Origin of the sequence: Bradyrhizobium arachidis, assembly GCF_024758505.1 — a bacterium.
Lineage (GTDB): Bacteria > Pseudomonadota > Alphaproteobacteria > Rhizobiales > Xanthobacteraceae > Bradyrhizobium > Bradyrhizobium manausense_C.
Window position 1 is genome coordinate 4,550,831 of the sequence record NZ_CP077970.1, and the last position, 17,172, is coordinate 4,568,002.

At 63.1% G+C, this 17,172-nt stretch carries 11 protein-coding genes; 3 read left to right on the plus strand and 8 right to left on the minus strand.

From position 1 onward, the window contains the following. Window positions 1-105: 105 nt before the first annotated feature. The 3 genes from rnd to KUF59_RS20965 all read right to left on the minus strand — a co-directional run bounded on the left by rnd (window position 106) and on the right by KUF59_RS20965 (window position 6,531). On the minus strand, window positions 106-1,254 hold the full coding sequence (gene rnd, locus KUF59_RS20955; protein WP_212459450.1) for a ribonuclease D: 1,149 nt from the start codon (window positions 1,252-1,254) through the stop codon (window positions 106-108). A gap of 562 nt (window positions 1,255-1,816) precedes the next feature. Continuing rightward, the gene (locus KUF59_RS20960) at window positions 1,817-3,415 is read right to left on the minus strand and encodes an outer membrane protein (RefSeq protein ID WP_212459637.1); all 1,599 of its coding nucleotides are present in this window, start codon (window positions 3,413-3,415) and stop codon (window positions 1,817-1,819) included. 269 nt (window positions 3,416-3,684) lie between these two features. Beyond that, window positions 3,685-6,531: an autotransporter outer membrane beta-barrel domain-containing protein gene (locus KUF59_RS20965; protein ID WP_212459451.1), complete on the minus strand. Its 2,847-nt coding sequence runs from the start codon at window positions 6,529-6,531 to the stop codon at window positions 3,685-3,687. A 168-nt stretch (window positions 6,532-6,699) separates the two neighbouring features. Between KUF59_RS20965 and KUF59_RS20970 the strand changes: the two genes are divergently transcribed. Further along, window positions 6,700-6,825, plus strand: a complete 126-nt coding sequence (locus KUF59_RS20970; RefSeq protein WP_258769914.1) for a hypothetical protein — start codon at window positions 6,700-6,702, stop codon at window positions 6,823-6,825. A 220-nt stretch (window positions 6,826-7,045) separates the two neighbouring features. On the opposite strand, the gene KUF59_RS20975 is transcribed toward KUF59_RS20970, so the two are convergent. Together KUF59_RS20975 and KUF59_RS20980 are read right to left on the minus strand one after the other, a co-directional pair. Beyond that, window positions 7,046-7,960 (minus strand): AraC family transcriptional regulator, encoded by a 915-nt coding sequence (locus KUF59_RS20975; RefSeq protein ID WP_212459452.1) that lies wholly within the window; start codon window positions 7,958-7,960, stop codon window positions 7,046-7,048. Window positions 7,961-8,282: 322 nt separating this feature from the next. Then, complete coding sequence (locus KUF59_RS20980; protein ID WP_212459453.1) at window positions 8,283-11,576, minus strand: autotransporter outer membrane beta-barrel domain-containing protein; 3,294 nt, start codon at window positions 11,574-11,576, stop codon at window positions 8,283-8,285. Between the two features lie 404 nt (window positions 11,577-11,980). Here KUF59_RS20980 and KUF59_RS20985 point away from each other — a divergent pair, with 404 nt between their 5' ends. Then, a complete protein-coding gene (locus KUF59_RS20985; RefSeq protein ID WP_258769915.1) occupies window positions 11,981-12,247 on the plus strand; it encodes a hypothetical protein in 267 nt (88 codons plus the stop codon). A 192-nt stretch (window positions 12,248-12,439) separates the two neighbouring features. Here KUF59_RS20985 and KUF59_RS20990 read toward each other — a convergent pair whose 3' ends face one another. Both KUF59_RS20990 and KUF59_RS20995 read right to left on the minus strand, forming a co-directional pair. Continuing rightward, window positions 12,440-13,468 (minus strand): helix-turn-helix domain-containing protein, encoded by a 1,029-nt coding sequence (locus KUF59_RS20990; protein WP_212459454.1) that lies wholly within the window; start codon window positions 13,466-13,468, stop codon window positions 12,440-12,442. Between the two features lie 85 nt (window positions 13,469-13,553). Then, the gene (locus KUF59_RS20995) at window positions 13,554-14,567 is read right to left on the minus strand and encodes a helix-turn-helix domain-containing protein (protein ID WP_212459455.1); all 1,014 of its coding nucleotides are present in this window, start codon (window positions 14,565-14,567) and stop codon (window positions 13,554-13,556) included. 305 nt (window positions 14,568-14,872) lie between these two features. Here KUF59_RS20995 and KUF59_RS21000 point away from each other — a divergent pair, with 305 nt between their 5' ends. Further along, the gene (locus KUF59_RS21000; RefSeq protein ID WP_212459456.1) at window positions 14,873-15,724 is read left to right on the plus strand and encodes a sterol desaturase family protein; all 852 of its coding nucleotides are present in this window, start codon (window positions 14,873-14,875) and stop codon (window positions 15,722-15,724) included. A gap of 121 nt (window positions 15,725-15,845) precedes the next feature. Here the strand turns inward: KUF59_RS21000 and KUF59_RS21005 are convergent, their stop codons facing one another. Then, entirely contained in the window at window positions 15,846-17,165 is a 1,320-nt protein-coding gene (locus KUF59_RS21005; RefSeq protein ID WP_212459457.1) for an ABC transporter substrate-binding protein, read from the minus strand. Window positions 17,166-17,172: the final 7 nt, after the last annotated feature.

The following is a 17,172-nucleotide window of genomic DNA, read 5'->3' on the forward strand; positions in this document are numbered from 1 at the left end:
CCCGACTGGCACAGCGGGGGCCGTTCATTCTTCGAGGCTCGCCATGCAGCGCTTGCGCGCCGCATGGTTCGCACCTCAGGATGACGGTGAGGGAGTTGTGACCAACTACGCCCGCTGCACCCCGACCACGCGGCCTTTCTCGATCGCAAGCGCGAGTTCGCCGCGCTTGAGCTTGAGGGCGGCATCGCCGAACAGCTCGCGGCGCCAGCCACGCAGCGCGGCGACGTCGGCCTCGTCGTCGGCGGCGATGGCTTCGAGGTCGTCGACGGTTGCGATCACCTTGCTGGCGACCGCGTGGCGCTCGGCCGTCATCCGCAGCAGCACCTTCAACAGCTCGACGATCGCCTGACCGTTGGAGTTGTTGCGCGGCTTCTCCAGCTTCGGCAGCTTGGTGAGGTCGCGCGCCAGCCCGCGCTGCACGGCGGCGATGATGTCGGTGCCCCATTTGGACTTTTCAAAACCCTTCGGCACCGAGCGCAGATGGGCGAGCTTCTCCACCGTATTGGGCGCGTGGGTGGCGATATCGCTGACAGCCTCGTCGCGCAGCACGCGGCCGCGCGGCACGTCGCGGCTCTGCGCCTCCTGTTCGCGCCAGGCCGCAACCTCCATCAGGACGGCGAGATCCTTCGGCTTGCGCACCCGCGTCTTCAGGCGTTCCCAAGCGCGCTCGGGGTGGAAGTCGTAGGTGCGGGGCGAGGTGAGGATCTCCATCTCCACGCTGACCCAGTCGCTGCGGCGACGCTTCTTCAGGTCGGCATCGAGCGCGGCGAAGACGTCGCGCAAATGGGTGACGTCGGAGACCGCGTAGTGCATCTGCTCCTTGGTCAGCGGCCGGCGCGACCAGTCGGTGAAGCGGTGGGTCTTGTCGGGGCGATGGCCCGTCACCTTCTCGACGAGCTGGTCGTAGGCGATGCTGTCGCCATAGCCGAGCACCATGGCCGCGACCTGGGTGTCGAACACCGGGTGCGGGATGATGTTGGCCTGGTGCCAGATGATCTCGATGTCCTGGCGTGCGGCGTGGAACACCTTCAGCACGCTCTCATTGGCCATCAGCTCGAAGAACGGCTTGAGGTCGATGCCCTCGGCCAGGGTGTCGATGACCACGGCCTCCTCGGCGCTCGCCATCTGCACCACGCATAGCAGCGGGTAGTAGGTGGTCTCGCGCAGGAACTCGGTATCGACTGTGATGACGGGGTGCTGGGCCAGCCGGCTGCAGGCAGCGGCGAGGTCAGCGGTGGTGGTAATCAGATCCATGAACGGCCCATGACACTTGGTATCAGCCGTTCTGCCGAAAGCGCTGATATGTCAAGGGCCTCGTAGCGAATTCGGGCCTTGCATTTCAAGTGGAATCGCAAGCAAAAGCCGGTCCCGGCGGCGGATTCCGGTGAAATTGCGCCCTCGAAATCCTATTCGTAACGGATCCGCCGCGACGGCTTGCGGGCGCAGGGCATCGCGACCACGACCACGCACATGGCGAGCATCGCCAGACCCAAGAACTCGAACACCAATATGTCCACGGCAAATTCCCCCAAGAAACGTTGCTAAACTTGTCTGGGGCGAATTGAGGGTCTGTTAATTGTCGTGGTTACCGGCGGCGGGGCGGGCCGGATGGTGGACGGGGGGTTAACGAGGCGGGATGGATTTCCGGGGGTGCGCTGGTGGTCGATGGAAGAGAATTGACGAGGGGCGGTTTCGGTATTGCGCCACCAAAGTTTCTCGCCGGAACGGTAGTTCAGGTCGAGCGCACAGCGCTGACTCCCAAACGAAAAAGCCCCGGACGATGCCGGGGCTTTGGATGTTCGAGGCTCAGATCGGATCAGTACTTCGCGACAACCGCGCCATCCGAGTTGAAGCGGTAGACGATCGACGTGCTGATGGTCTGCACCCACGGCTTGAAGGTGACTGCGGTGCCAGTTGATGTGCCTGCACCCGTTCCGCACCCGAAGATCGACGCAGCACCCTCGGCCGTACACGTTTGAGGCAGAGTGATACGATCATAGTAGGCCGCGCGATATTCGGTCTTCATGAACCAGCCAGGCGTCGCAAGGCCGAAGAGGCTCAGGCTGTTCTCGACGCCGCCACCGACGAACCAGCCGTCGCGACGGAATGAAGGATTTGTCGAGTACGATGTGTTTCCGACAACAACGCCGAGGATCGACAGATTGGCTCCAGACCACTCGGAGCCGGAATAGCCCGCATTGACGTAGGACAGAACGTTGGGCGCAACGAGGTAACCCAGCCGTGCGCCGGCAGCGTAGCTGGTGCGAAGCTTCTCGGTGCCTTCGGTGCCCCAGAAGGTATCGATCAGCGAGCCGCGGATGTCGCCGAATTGTCCGTCGCCAAACAGACCTGCGACCCATTTGCCGGCGACTTGCCAGTCATAACCGGCGCCAACGGTGGCGAACCAGCCGCTTCCGCCAAAGCGCGAATTGCCCTCAATCAAGGAGCCGGCCGGGCCTGCGCCGAAGAAACCCGGCACCGTGCTGAGGACGGTGCTGTCAGCAGCCCAGAGCCCCCCGCCGCCGCCGCCAAAGGCATAGAAGCCCGTCCAGTTCGGGCCACCAACAGCGGAAGGAGCTTTGCTGTAGATGCGCGGGGCAACATCGACAGCCGCCACGCCTTTGTCGTTGAAGCGGTAGACCAGCGATGTGCTGACTGTCTGCACCCAGGGCTTGAAGGTCATGCCGATGCCGGTCAAGCCAGTCCCGAACGCTGGCGTGAGGGTCTCTGGCAGCGCGACGCGATCATAATATGCCGATCGATATTCGGACTTCATGAACCAGCCAGGTGCCGTGATGCCGAAGATGCTCAGGTTGTTCTCGACACCGCCGCCGACGAACCAGCCGTCACGATGAAATGAGGGCGTGGTGTCGAACGCCGCGCTTCCCGGCTGCAGCCCGATCTGGGTCGTCCCTGACCACTCGGAGCCTGTGTAGCCCGCGTTGACGTAGGACAGAACGTTCGGCGCAACCAGATAACCCAGCCGCGCACCGGCCGCGTAGCTCGTGCGAAGCTTCTCGCTACCGTTATTGCCCCAGAAGGTATCGTTCAATGATCCGCGGATGTCTCCAAACTGTCCGTCAGCGAAGACACCGGCCACCCAGTTGCTGAACTGCCAGTCGTAGCCGGCGCCAACGGTGCCGAACCATCCGCTGCCGCCGAGGCGGCGATCGCGGTCTCTTGGCGTGCCGGCAGGACCGGCGATCGGGCCAAAGAATCCGGAGCCGGTGCTGTAGAGTTCGCTGTCGGCGTTCCATAGGCCACCACCGCCACCGCCGAACACGTAGAAGCCAGTCCAGCTCGGCGCGGCGATTGGCGCCGGCGCTTTCACATAGGGCCGGGCGGTGAGGTCGGCCGCCGAGACTGCTCCGGTCATTGCCGTGACCGCGCCCAGAGCGAACACAAGCTTTTTCATTTCAAATCCCCAACCCCAATCTGTTTTGCAGGCTCCGCCGCGGTCGCGGCGGATCATGCCGATCCGATTCAGATGCCCCTCGTATGGTCTTGCCGAAGCGGCGCCGATGAACAGGCAAAACGACCAGCTGTCGCCCAATCGGAAAAATCAGGAAGCGAAACAGGAAAACGCGGGAAAAAGATTCCTGCCTCTCCACCGAGAATGGGGCCGGTGGTTACCGGCGCCGCGGTGGGCCTGATCCGTTGCGTCATGGGCTGGCCCCAGGTCCTTCACCAAGTGTACCGGGCGACCGCCTTGCCGACGACGGTGCGCCGGGTGGAGGAGATCTCGGAATCGACGCTGCCACCGAGCGCGAAGCCGTTGCGCCAGGCGACTTCGGCAGCACCCGTGAGCAGGGCGGCATCAGGTGCCTGGCTTGCACCGTTCACGACGAAGCCGGACTGCGGCAGCGTCTGGAAGGTCGCGAATGCGGTGCGCGCGACGTCGAAATTGTGCGCCCAGGCGCCGCGCCCGCGAAGGGTCACTACGGCATCGCCAGAGACGTAGGATCGATCCGCACGCAGGCCGAGCTCGCTGCGCGAGTCCGTGACGTCCTTGCCGCCATAGGCGAGCGCGAACGTATTCGCGCCGCTGATCGCCTGTTCGCTGAAGCCGGGCAGGAACAGTGTGGTCGCTTGTCCTGCGACATAGGGCGTCAGCGCGGCCCAGGACAGTTCGTAGCGATGGCCGGCTTCGATGCGGGCCGACAGTGCGTTGGCGGTGAAGCGGCCCTGGAGCCGGTCGACGCCGCCAATGGTCACCGTACGGTCGGTGGTGACGTCCTGCCAGCCATAGGCCAGCGCACCGGCGATATAGCTCTGGCCAAAGTTGTGGCGCGCGAAAGCGCCGGCCTGGAACAGTTCGGAGCGGCCGCCGCCGAGGCCGCTGTCGAGGTTGAAGCCGGTGCCCCCGCCGCCGAGCGCGAAGCCGACGACCGTGTCCGGCCCAATACGATAGTCCGCCCCTGCGGCGACCCCAACGGCATGGCTGTTCGTCGCGTGCGAGCCGACGACGGCGTTGCCGTCCGCATTCTGCGCACCGCCATAGCCGGCCGCCCACACATTCCACCGTGCAGCGGCACCCGCCGCGCCGAGCGGGGCCTTGCGCTCAATGGAGGCAAACGCATCGCGCGCTGTGCCTTGACGTCCCGTCATGCCTGCATCGGCATACGACAGGACGCCGCCGCCGGGTCCGGCATTGCCGAGATGGCCGAACGGATCGAGCAGCGTCGCCACGAAATTGTCCATCGCATCGAAGGAGACCTGCTGGATGCCGGTTGCATGCTCGCCGGACGCCTGCGTGAGCGCGTTGTTGAGACTGGCGCCGCTTGCGCCGAGCAGGGCGTTGAAAGCCGCCGGCGGGTTCGCTCCGGCCGTCAGGGCATTGTCGATACCGGCTGCGACGTTGCGCTGGTTGATGGTCGCGCCCGAGAGCGACGGCGACAACAGGCCGGGATCGAGCGTGAGCAGCACGCTGGTGCCGTTGTAGGTCAGGTGCGGATTGCGCGCGAGGCCGGTGCCGCTGAGCAGGACCGTGTCGAACGTGCCGGTCACGCCGCCTGCGCCGGTCATGATGGTATAGGTCGTCGTCGACGACACGCGGCTCAGCAGTTGCACCGAAACGGTGCCGGCGATTTGCGCGGTGCCTGTCACTGCCGTGCTGGTCGCGCTCGACCCTGAAACTTGCACGAGATAGGTCGAGGCACTGCTCATGACGAGGCTGCCCTGGACGTTCAGCGTGCCGGTGCCATTGAAGCCGGGCGCAAGGATGCCGTCAAACATGTGGATGGTGCCGCCGACCGTGCCGTCGCCCGCCAGCGTGCCTCCGGTCTGCACCACGAAGCCCGTGGCGTTGGTGAGCGAACCGGTCACCGCCAGCGTGCCGCCATTGATGAAAACGTTGCCCGTGAAACCGCTGCTGTCCGCGGTCAACCGTGTAACGCCGGCGTCCTGGATGATCTCGCCGTTGCCCGCCAGCTGGGGGCCAAAGGCGTAGTTTGACGACGTGTGATTGAACCGGATCGCGCCGCTTAGGGTCACCGACGGCGCGAACTGGACCAGGGAAGCATTCAGGATGCCCGGCGCCACCGCTGTCTGCCCTGAGCCAGCTCCGATGTCGATTTCTCCGAGGGTGGTGCCAGTCCCAACGTTGACGACATTGGAGGTCACCGTCACCGAACCGCCGTTTGCGATTGTTAGATAATTGAGGCCGCCGCTGCCACTAGCGCCGAGAGTAAGTGCGCCCGTCAGCAGGGACGATCCCGCGCCGCTGACGCTCAGCGAGCCGAAACCGCCGGAGTGAAAGCCGAGAATGGTGACGCCGGCCGTCATGGTGGCGCCATTGGTGATCGAAACGCTGCCCTGCGCCTGTCCGCCGATGATCAAGGCGCCCGGCACGTTCCAACTTGAGCCGGTGCCATCGACGCTGGCCGTTCCGATTCCGATGCCACCGACAATTGCGCCGGCGTTGTTGGTGACCTGGCCGCCATTGGAAATGGTCAGGCTGCCCGTGCCTGAGGTTCCGACAAGCAGTCCGCCCGACGTCGTGAATGAGGAGCCGGAGCCACTGACCGTCAGGCTGCCGTTTGCGCTGCTCGTGAGATCGCCGAGATAGGCATTGACGGCGCTGACGCTGCCGCCCGAGAGAACCTGAAGCGTGCCGCTGCCGGCGCGGCCGATCGAGAGATCGCCGGTGTTCGTCCATGTCGAGCCGGCGCCGGTGACCGTCACGCTGCCCGTGCTGCCGGCCTGAAAACCGAGCGCCGCAGTGGTGTCGGTCAAGGTGCCGCCATTGCTGATCATGAGCTGACCAGTGCCTGCGGCACCGATGAAGGTCGACAATGCGTGCGCTGCGCCTCCGCTGATGACAGCCGGGTTGGGCGAGGTCTGGTCGACGGTCACCGTGTCGGTGGCGTTTGGCACCGCTGCCGGATTCCAGTTGCCGGCGGTGAACCAGTCGGACGAGGCCGCACCCGTCCAGATCGGATTTGCACCCATCGCGGGTTGAATGGAGAGGACGGCGGGCAGCGCCGTCGATGCCAGCAGCAGTCGAAGCAAACACGCGAGCGAGCCCCTCATCCGCAGCGGATCGTGCGATCTGGCAATGAAGGGAGAGGAAGGATGGGCCGGCTGTCGCGCGCATCTTGAGGTCATCTGCACTTCCGTCACTCAATTCCTGCAGGCGCGGTCGAAGCCTGCTTCATGTCTGTTTGGCGGAAGGAGAAATGAGTTCTCACGAAATCGGAAATGACGACAAATGAAATCGGCGGCCACCGCTGGGACGCTGAAGAGTACGACCGCTGCTGCGGCGTCAAACCATCCATGCCTCATATCGAGTCGATCTCCCAAAACCGTTTACCTGCCGCAAATTGATAGCGGCCCGCCTCAGCAAGCGCTTTGACTGGCCGGAACTGATGTTCCACGGCAAGCAAGCGGACGTCGTGTGCGTGGCAACTGTTGCAATAGGGTCACACGAAAATGCCCAGCGGAGATTTTCGTCCAGCGGAGATTTTCGTTTCGACGCCTTCTACGCTGACCCGGGCTGCCGGTTCGGCGCAGAAGCTGCGCCTTCCAACAAACTGAAGCCGTCGGACTATTCGCCGCGCCGTCTTTTCGCGTCTTTGCGGATGTCCGACGGTGTCGCGGCGTAGCGCCGGCGGAAGCAGCGATTAAAGTAAGATTGGTCGCTGAAGCCGGCCTCGAACGCGATTTCGCCCACCGGACGATCAAAATGGCGTCGATCTGTCAGCAATTGGTGTGCTAGTGCCAGCCGCTGTGCGAGCACGAATTCGGAAAAACTCGAGCCATCGGTTTCAAGCAGGCTGCGTACGTAGCGAGGCGAAATCCCTTGGCGCGCCGCGACAAGCTCCGCCGAAAGATCGCGTTGCACGAGATTGCGGGCGATGTCTGCTTTGATCGCGTGCAGCCTTGCGGCACGAACGCCGCGCTCGCGAGCAAGAGCAACAGCGTCGGGCGTCCCTCCCGCAGCGACGATGACAAGATCGGTCAAGTGCGTGGCGACGCTCTGCGCCAACTGTTCGGTCGACAAGGCCGACGCGTCCTGCAGCACGGCCAAATAGCCGGACAATAGTTGTATTGCGTCGGTGGGCTCTATCAAGGGTCGGGCAAGTGCAGCGTCGAGATCGGCAATATGGGGCCTTATACGCTCGCGCGACACTGCAAGCGTCAGGAATTGGCCGCCATTCCGGATCGTGCAAACGCTCGGGTCAATGCCGGAGACCAGAACCGCGCTACCAGCAGCAATAGTGACCTCGCGTCCGAACTGCGCAATTGTGCCAACCCCTCCTGTCACGATGGAGAACAAGAAATTGTCGGGTGCTCCGGCGGCGATTTTGCGAGTCATCCGGTAACTCGCATCGGATCGTGAACCACAAGCGACGCCAAGACCCGGCAGTCGGCGAAGCGTCACGTCTGCATGAAACGGCGCGTCATTGAGCGGTTCGATCTCAAAACGGGCGACGGTATGGCCGTAAACCTCGCGCCACATTGCCAGCCGCTTTTCGACCGGGAATGCGTCCGTGGTCACATGCACGGGAGCGAATGGTGAGGCCGAAGCCTGAGAAGTCAGGTATGGAGCCGAGGAATTCGTTCGACGGGAAGGACTGTCGGGCATCGATATGTTGTGCCGATCGGGCTAAAAGCGGTTCAAAACTGCCGGCGATTTCCGCTCTCTAACCCCCTTCCTGTCGTCTGGTCTAGACGTGATCCGGTGGCAGATCTCTCTTGGACCTCGATTTGGGCAGGAAATCCTCGCTGCCGTGTCTGTTCGAGCCTTGCATTCGGGCGGAATCGCCCGGGTGGCACGCGAGTCACCACTGGTACCGGACGACTCCCTTGCCGGCATAGGACCGGGTCACCTCGGAAAACTCGCCCTCGAAAGTTGCGGCGGCCGACCAACCATTCAGCCACTTCTTCTCAGCCGATGCCGTGACCAGCGCCGCGTCTGCGGCCTGTGCCGCCCCGTTCACGACGAAGCTTGCACCGGGAAGGGCCTGGAATGTTGCCGCCACAGAGCGGTCCGGATTGAAGTCGTGCGCCCAGGCGAAGCGGCCGCGCAATGTGAGGACACCGTCCTGGGCGACAAACGACTTGTCCGTGCGCACGCCAAGCTCGGCACGGGCATCCGTGACGCTCTTCGCCGAATAGGTGAGGGCGGAGGTGCCGGTTCCGGCCAGGACAGTTTCGGCATAGCCGGGCAGGTCGAACATCGTGACCTGAGCCGCTGCATAGGGCGTGATACCGATGCCATCCGTCCATGGGGCGATCACGCGATAGCCACCTTCAATGCGCCCCGAATAGGCATTGGCTTTGAAGTTGGCGTGCAGGCGGTCCACGCCTGCGATGGTCACGGTGCGATCGGTGGTGACGTCCTGCCAGCCATAGGCGAGCGCTGCGGAGACGTAGGCCGGTCCGTTGTTGTGACGCAGATAGGCGCCGGCCTGGAATAGATCCGAGCGACCATTGCCCGAGCCGGTCACGGCAAAGTTCGTTCCGCCGCCGGCGAGCGCGAAGCCGGCGAGGGTATTCGGCGAGAACAGATAATCAGCGCCGACCGCGCCGCCGAAGATCCGGCTGGTGCTGTCGTTGGAGCCTATGCCGGCTCGGCCGTCCGTCGACTGCACACCGCCGAACGCCGAGGCCCAGGTGCTCCAGCGCTGCTCGAACAGGGCGCGCGAAGTCGGATTCAGGGCCATGGTAAAGGCATCGGTGGTCCGCCGCTTTGCCGCTTCGCCTGTCTCTTCGGCAAATCCGGTGGGTCCTGGCGTGACCGTGGTGCCGCCACCGCGCGTGACCGGATCGGTCAGCAGGCCGAGGAACAAGCCCATCGCATTGAATGTGCTTTGCTGAGAGCCTGTGGCGACCTCGCCGGACAGTTGCGTCAGTCCGGCCGGCGTCAACGCACCGAATGCGACCGGCACGCTGCCGCCCGCGTTGAAGAAGTTGGTGATTGCGCTCGCGACGTTCTGCTGGTTGACGTTCAGTCCCGACGAGGAGGGCAGCGCGAAGTTCAGGGTCAGATCGAGATAGGCGTTGGTCGCGTCATAGCCGAGGCTGCTGGAAAAGCCTGACGGCAGGTTCGTATTGACCAATGTCGCGAAGCTGCCGCTGACGCCGTTCGTGGCGTGGACGATGGTGTACTGCTTCGTGACGTAGGAGCCTTGCCCGAAAACCGCATTCACGGTGGCGCCACCGAGAGTCGCGGTGCCTGTGACATCGGTGCGACTTGCACTCGTGGGCGAGACCTGGACGAGATAAGTCGCGGCCGCCGTGAGCGTGAGATTGCCCTGCACGGTCAGCGTGCCGATCGAATTGCCCGGCGCCAGCGTGCCGCTGGTGACCGTCGTATCTCCGACGGTGCCGGCACCGCCCAGCGTACCGCCGTTGACCGTCATCGTGCCGCCCAGCGTTCCGTTCACCAGCAGCGTGCCGCCCGTCACGTTGGTCGTTCCGGTGAAGCCGGACGAATTGCCCGTCAGGTTGGTCACGCCGCCGGCTTGCTGGATGACACCGCTGCCGCTGATCGCGGGGCTGAAGACGTAGTTCGTGCTCGTGTGGTTGAGGTCGATCTCCGCGGTCCCAGCTCCCATGGTGATCGACGCCGCATTGATCGTCCCGGGCGCCAGCCCGGGGAGACCCGCGGTGTTGCCGACGACGAACGTACCGGAAGAGCCGGAGTCCCGGGCCAGGGTGATGTTGCCCGAACCACCGTTGACTGTGACCGTGCTGCCCGACGAGACTGCAAGAAGGCCAGAGCCGCTCGCGCCGACGATCAAGCTTTGAGTGGCCAACGTGGACCCCGCGGCGAGGGCTACCGTCCCGGTGGAGCCGGCCAGGGAGCCGACGACCGTTCCGAAGGATGAGCCGACTGTAACGCTCGCGCCGCTGCCGTAGATGACCATGATGCCATTGCCGCCATCGCCGACAATGAGACCATTATTGATCTGGGCGCTCGATCCGGATCCGCCGACAAGAAGGCTGTTGGGAGCTGAATTACCCGCCTGAACACCGATGGCAATCGAGTCGCTGGTCAAGGCGCCTCCGCTGAGCACCCTGACGGCGCCTTGACCGAAGTAGCCGATATTCAAGGTACCGGTGTTGACCCATGTCGAACCAGCGTCGCTGATCTGAATAACACCCGAAGAGCCGGAGCCATCTCCGACGTATCCCGTCAAGCTTTGAACGTGAGCGCCATTGAGAAGCGAAAGATTTCCTGCGCCCGCTACGCCAATCCTGACGACATTGCTCCCCAGAAACGATCCAGCGCCATCTACGCTAACGGCGCCGTTGCTGCCATTTTGGTCGCCGACGAGAATGGCGTTCGTCGCGGTGACAACGCCTCCGGATTGGATGACCAGCGACCCCTGGCCTGAATATCCGACGTAGAGACTCAAGCCGTTGGTCCAATGTCCGGTGGTGTCGACGGTCACTGTACCGCTAGCTCCGGCGCTAGAGCCAAGAATCCCGTTGGCGCTTGTGACGGTGGAGTGCCCACCAATGATCAAGCTGCCGTTGCCGCCGTAACCGACCTCGAGATTGCCGCTATTGGCCCAGGTGCTGCCTGTATCGACGACGACGGTGCCAACGCTTCCAGCCTGTCGACCGATTGTGCCGCTTAGGGAACCGACTGCCCCCCCATTCGTGACAGACAGATAACCGGTCCCTTGGCCGCCGATACTGAGATTGTCCAGGGTCCAAAGCCCGGAAACGTTGACGGTTCCGGTGGAGCCGATCGTCGTGCCGATCCATCCATCGCCCGAAGAGCTCAATACAGCAGAGCTGCCGCTGATCTGCAACTGGCCTCCGGCACTTGTGGCGCCAATGTCGATGTCTGCCGAAAATGCGCCTACGCTGGTGATCTGTGCAGGCTTCGACGAACCGGCATCGATGATCACCGGATCCGATGACGTTGGCACCGAACCCAAGCTCCAGTTGAAGAGGTTGAACCAACTGGCATTGACAGCTCCGGTCCAGTTGTCGTCGGCGCGTGCGCGCGAAGCATCCACCAATGTGGTTGTTCCCAGGAGGGCGGCTACAAAATATCGAGCCGCGGGAAGAGATGTGCGTCGACGTTGGTTGCGCCGGTCTGCGTCCGAAAATTTCATCACGCCCCTTCCAAAAGGCTCTCTCATCATTGGAGGCGGTGCGGATTGCGCTCGCGCGAGCCCGCAGCCTGTCTCATCCTTGTTTGGCGGAGACTGCGCGGAAAGGACAGGTCGCGTAACGACTTGCCGCGAAATCGGAAATGACGGGAAGTGAAACAGGAAATTGGAGGAAGAAGAGAGCGCCTGATTTCTCACCGAAGAGGAGAGAGAAGAATCACGTCCGCATTTCCTGCGAATATCGGCTCCTCCGCGCGTGGCGCTCCAGCACGACTTCGTGGCGCTTCAGGCATCACCCTTCGTCGGGCCGCGGCGAGGTTCCCCAGCCCGTCACGTCATGCGCCTGATCCAGTGCGCCCACTCCGCAAGGCTCTTGTCCGAGGTTGACGACCAGCAGCGTGCCGCCCGTGACGCTGGTCGTGCCGGAAAGGCCCGAGGAATTGATTGAAATCGATCTCTGCGGCACCGCACCCAGGGTGATGGAAGCCGCAGAGATCGTTCCAGGCGCCGACGCGGGGCTGGCTACGTCGTTGCCGATGAAAGCTTCAGATCATAAAAAATGGCGAGATGGCCGGCTCGCCCCGATCCGATTCCAATGCCGGTCTCATGGTTTTGGCGGAGGCAGCGCAGAAAGAACAGATCGAGCGACGAGCTGTCGCGAAAATCGGAAATGACAGGAAGTGAAACAGGAAATCGCGGGAAAAAGAGAGCGGGCCCATTCACCGAACGTCGGCGGAGAATCATGCGCGGCATGACCGCCGCAGAAATCAGTTATTCAACGTATGGTGCTGCAAACATGATCACGTCGGTTTATGTCGCCTCAAGCGTCATGCTTCGTTGCTCAGTTGCAAAGTTCGAGCGCCCGCTCACGTCATGCGCCTGATCCAGTGCGCCCACTCTGCGAGGTTATCGTCGGATGCCGACGACAAGGCGTTGCCTTCCAGCCCGTGCGCGCGCAACTCGCGCGGTGTGAGACCAAACTGCCGCTGAAAGGCGAGCGCAAAGCTGCGATAATGGCCAAATCCATGCGCTTCAGCGATCGTCTCGATCGACTGCTCCCTGTGTGCCGGGTGGACCAAGGCTGAGCGGATCAGAGACAGCCGCCTTCGTCGTATGTAGGCGGCAACACCGCCATGGGACTCGAAGAGATAAGCGAGATTGCGCCGTGTCATCCCAAAGCGACCGGCAATGGTTTCCGGATCCAGGTCCGGATCACGGATATTGGCATTGATGTACGAACAGATCCGCTCGGTCATGGCTATGCGCACGGGCCCAGCCTGTTCGTCCTGAACCTTGCCATTGAGCGCTGCTGTGGTCAGTTGCACGGTGGCGTGTATGATCGCTTGAGCCTGGTCGAGCGACATCTTGGGCAGACGCGCTTGAAGGCCAATGAGGTGATCCCGGAGGAGCGCGGCAAGCGGATCGCTCGACGGCAGCAGATGCAGGTTGTGCTCGTCCGGTGCCGCGAGATGCGGGCCGAGCAGATTTCGCGGCAAGAACAGCGTGAGCGCCTGATTGTCGCCGCCACGTCTGTCCGTCGGTTGGGACATGTCATAAACCAGGATGTCGTTGGCATGAACCGCCGCGCCTCCGTCCCGCGGGCCGCTCCAGCCCTTGCGTAGGATCTGCACCATGAACAGATCCACTCCATCGCGTCCGATACATGCGCGGGAACGACTCCAATCCTGGGCGGGCACCCGAAAATCGCCGATCAGAACATTGCCGACATGCCAAACGTCCGCTCGCACGTCGAAGGTCTGCGGATAGTCTTTCGGCGCGCGCACGTCGTAGAAGAGGCCTGCATGCTCCCGCCAGAGGGTGAACGCCTGTTTTCCGGGGAGACCGCGGGTGTCGAGGACTGAATGGGGTATGCCGCCGTCCAAGTGCTCTGTCATGCCTGAACTGATTTCCCACCTGCCGCGATCAGTTGGTATCTTTCCAATCGAGCGAGGTTCGGGCGGCAGCGGTTCGGTCGCCAACTCACTTCAAGCCCCCGATCCAGTGCGCCCAATCCGCCAGCCTGCCGTCGGACACCGAGGGCATGATGTGGCCCTCGTGCGCCAATGCACGCACCTCGCGTGGTGTGAGACCGAACTGCCGCAGAAAGGCGAGTGCAAAGCTGCGATAGTGACCAAATCCATGCGCTTCGGCGATCGTCTCGATCGACTGTCGGTTGCGTGCCGGATCGGTTAGAGCCGTGTGGATCAAGGACAGGCGTTTTCGTCGGACATAGGCGGCAACGCCGCCGTAGGATTCGAAGAGATATCCGAGATTGCGCCGGGTCATTCCAAATCGGCCGGCGATGGTTTCCGGATTGAGGTTCGGATCGAGGATGTGCGCGTTGATGTACGTGCGGATCCGATCGGTCATGGCCATGCGTACGCTGCCAGCCTGTTGTTCGCGAACGGTGCCGTTCAATGCAGCCGCGGTCAGTTGCACGGTGGCGGGCATGACGGCTTGAGCTTGATCCAGCGGCATTTCGGTCAGATGCGCGCGAAGGCTGAGGAGGTGATCCCGGAGCAGGCCGGCGAGCGGGTCGCTTGATGGCAGCAGGTGCAGACAATGCTCGTCTGGCGCCTTGAGGTGAGGCGCGAGCTGATTGCGCGGCAGGAACAGGGTGAGCGCCTCGTTGTCGCCCCCTCGGCTGGCTGAAGGCTGCGCCATGTCGTAAATCATGATGTCACCGGCGCGAGCCGTCGCCCCGCTGTCGCGCGAGCCGCTCGAACCTTTGCGAAGGATCTCCAGCATGTACACGTCCGTCCCATCGCGGCCGATACGCGCGCGCGAGCGGCTGTAATCCTGGGCAGGCACCTGAAACTCGGCCATCAGAACGTTGCCAAGATGCCAACAATCCACACGTACTTCGAAGCTTTGCGCGTATTCTTTGTGCGCGCGCAGGTCGAAGTACACGCCCCCGTGCTCCTGCCAGAACTCGAATCCCTGCTTTCCCGGGAGACCGTGCGTGTCGAGGACCGAATGGGGGATGTCGTTCACTGGGTGCTCTGTTATGCCTGAACGAATTTCCAACCTTGCCGCGTGACCACTTAGTGACTTTGCCATTGAAGCTGGTTCGAGCGCGGCAAGGCTGCGATTAACACGATATCGGCCAATGTGAGCCGCAATAATAGGAAAGGAATCTACGAGAAGCGGCAATGGAAGTTTTGGGAAATAGCATCCGGTCAGGCCCGCAACTCGTGGTCAGTTCTTGGGCGTCAGCCCTTGGGCGGCAAGCGGGCGCTTGCCCGATCTGATACAAGGGCTTGCAGGGGATTCTTGAGGCAAATGCTGAAGGACAATTGGTGAGCATTCTTCTCTGGGCATGGCAAGGCGTGGTCGGGCAGCTCAGCACGTCGCTGGCCTGGCAGAGCTTTGCCGCGCTGATGGTGCTGTTCCTGGTGCTCGTCGCTATCGAGTGGAAGTTGGAGGGCCACCTGTCGCGCTACCTTGAGGCGTCCTTCCTCACCGACATCGTCTACACCGTCCTGATCATCGGCGGCGTCTACGCCTGGATCCAGCAGCCGGTCGTCAGCTTTCTCGATCAGGCGCTGCGGCAGCACACGCCGTTCCTCTATATGGACCTGCTGCGCCGTCTGCCGGAGCCGATCCAGCTCGCGCTCTTCCTGCTGGCGGTCGATTTCTGCCGCTACTGGAAGCACCGCGCGCTGCATGTCGTGCCGGGCTTGCGCGAGGTCCACAGCATCCACCATTCCGCTGAAAACCTGAACTTCCTCACGGCATTCCGCGTCCATCTGCTCGAATATGTCATCGACGGCGTGATCACGCTGCTGCCGGCGGTGCTGCTGGGCCTGCCGCCCGAGATGTGGCTGCCGCTCTATCTGAGCTTCATCCTGCTCAACGCCATTCAGCACTCCGACCTCGATCTCAGCTTCGGCCGGCTCAACCGGATCTTTGTGTCGCCGCGCTTCCATGCCGTCCACCATTCGGACCGGCGCAGCCACTATGACAGCAATTTTGGCGCGCTGTTCAGCTTCTGGGACGTGCTGTTCGGCACGGCGATCTTTGCCGCAGGACGGCCGGCCCGCTACGGGCTGCCAAAGCTCAACATCCCCGGCTCGTTCATCGGCCAGCTCATCTTTCCCGTGAGTTCGGTGCTGCGGCGGGCGCTGCGCGCACGATCCGGCAGTGCGTAGGGTGAGTTTGCTCCGCGGCTGCGCGAAGCGCAGTCCGCTGGGCGTAACCCACCAACGCTTGTGCAACACGAAGCCGAGGTGGTGGATTACGCCTTCGGCTAATCCACCCTACGAAGCTGCATTACGGCAGCTTCAGCGCCGTCTCGGCGTTGTACGGCTTGAGTAGCTCGTCGGCGGCCTTCTGCGCGGCGACGAGGGCGTCCTTCGGCTGCTTCTTGCCGTTCAGGACCAGCATCACCTCGTCTTCGAGGGTCTTGCGCACCGGAACGGTCTTGTAGGTCGCAAACCACGGCTTTGCGACCTCGAGCTGGTCGACCGCGGTCTTGGCGTCCGGGTTCTTGCCGAGGAACTCGACCATCTCCGGTGTCTTGTAGGCGGCCATGTTCGGGGCGAAATAGCCGGTGGCGCGGCTCCACCAGCCGCTCTTCTCGGGCGAGGTCATCCACTTGATCAGCGTCCACGCGGCCTTCTGCTTGCCGGCCTCGAGGCCCGCCGGGATGATCAGCGAGGCGCCGCCGATCGGTACGGCGTTGCGGACATTGCGCGGGATGAACGCGACCTTGTACGGGAATTTGGCGTTGTCGCGCACATAGGTGAGCGAGCCGGTGGAGAGCATCATCATCGAGGCGTTGCCCGAGATGAAGGAGGTGCTCACGGCCGGACCCGGCGTGGCGCCCGGCGCATGCACCTTGTGCTTGCTGACGAGATCGCTCCACCAGGTGAGCGCGCCGAGCATCGAGGGCGTGTCGTAATAGACCTCGCCGCCGAACTCCTCGTTGTAGTAGCGCCCGCCATTGGACATGGTGAGCGTTTCCATCATCCAGCCGCAATAATCATAGGCGCAGGGGATGGCGATGCCCCAGCGAGTGACCTTGTCGCCGTCGCGCTTGGTGAGCTTCTTGGCCCAGTCGGTCACTTCGGCAAAAGTCTGCGGCGGCTTGTCCGGATCGAGCCCGGCTTCCTTGGCATGCTCGGCGTTGATGTAGAGCAGCGGCGTGGAGTTGTGGAACGGCACGCCGTAGACCGAGCGGTTGATCACGGCATTGCCGTGCAGCGCCGGAAAGAACTGGCCGAGGAACTGTGCCTTGGTGGTGCCGTCGGCCGCGATCAGCGGATCGAGGTTGGTGAGCTCGTTCTCGATCTGCATGTCGAGCAAAAAGTTCGCCGACATGATCACGGCCGCGGGCGGCTTGCCGGCCTTGATCGCGGCGCGCGTCTTGATCAGCGTGTCGTCGTAGGAACCGGTGTAGACCGCGGTCGCCTTGACGTCGGGATGGGTCTCGTTGAACTCCTTGATCAGTGTGCCCATGTCGCGGGCGAGCTTGCCGTCGACGGGGACCGGGAAGAACAGATCGATCTCCGTCGGACCGTCCGCGCGAGCGGGAAGGGCGAGAGCCCCGGCCATGGCGAGGCCGAGCACGAGCCTGCGGGAAAACAGCATCTCAAAA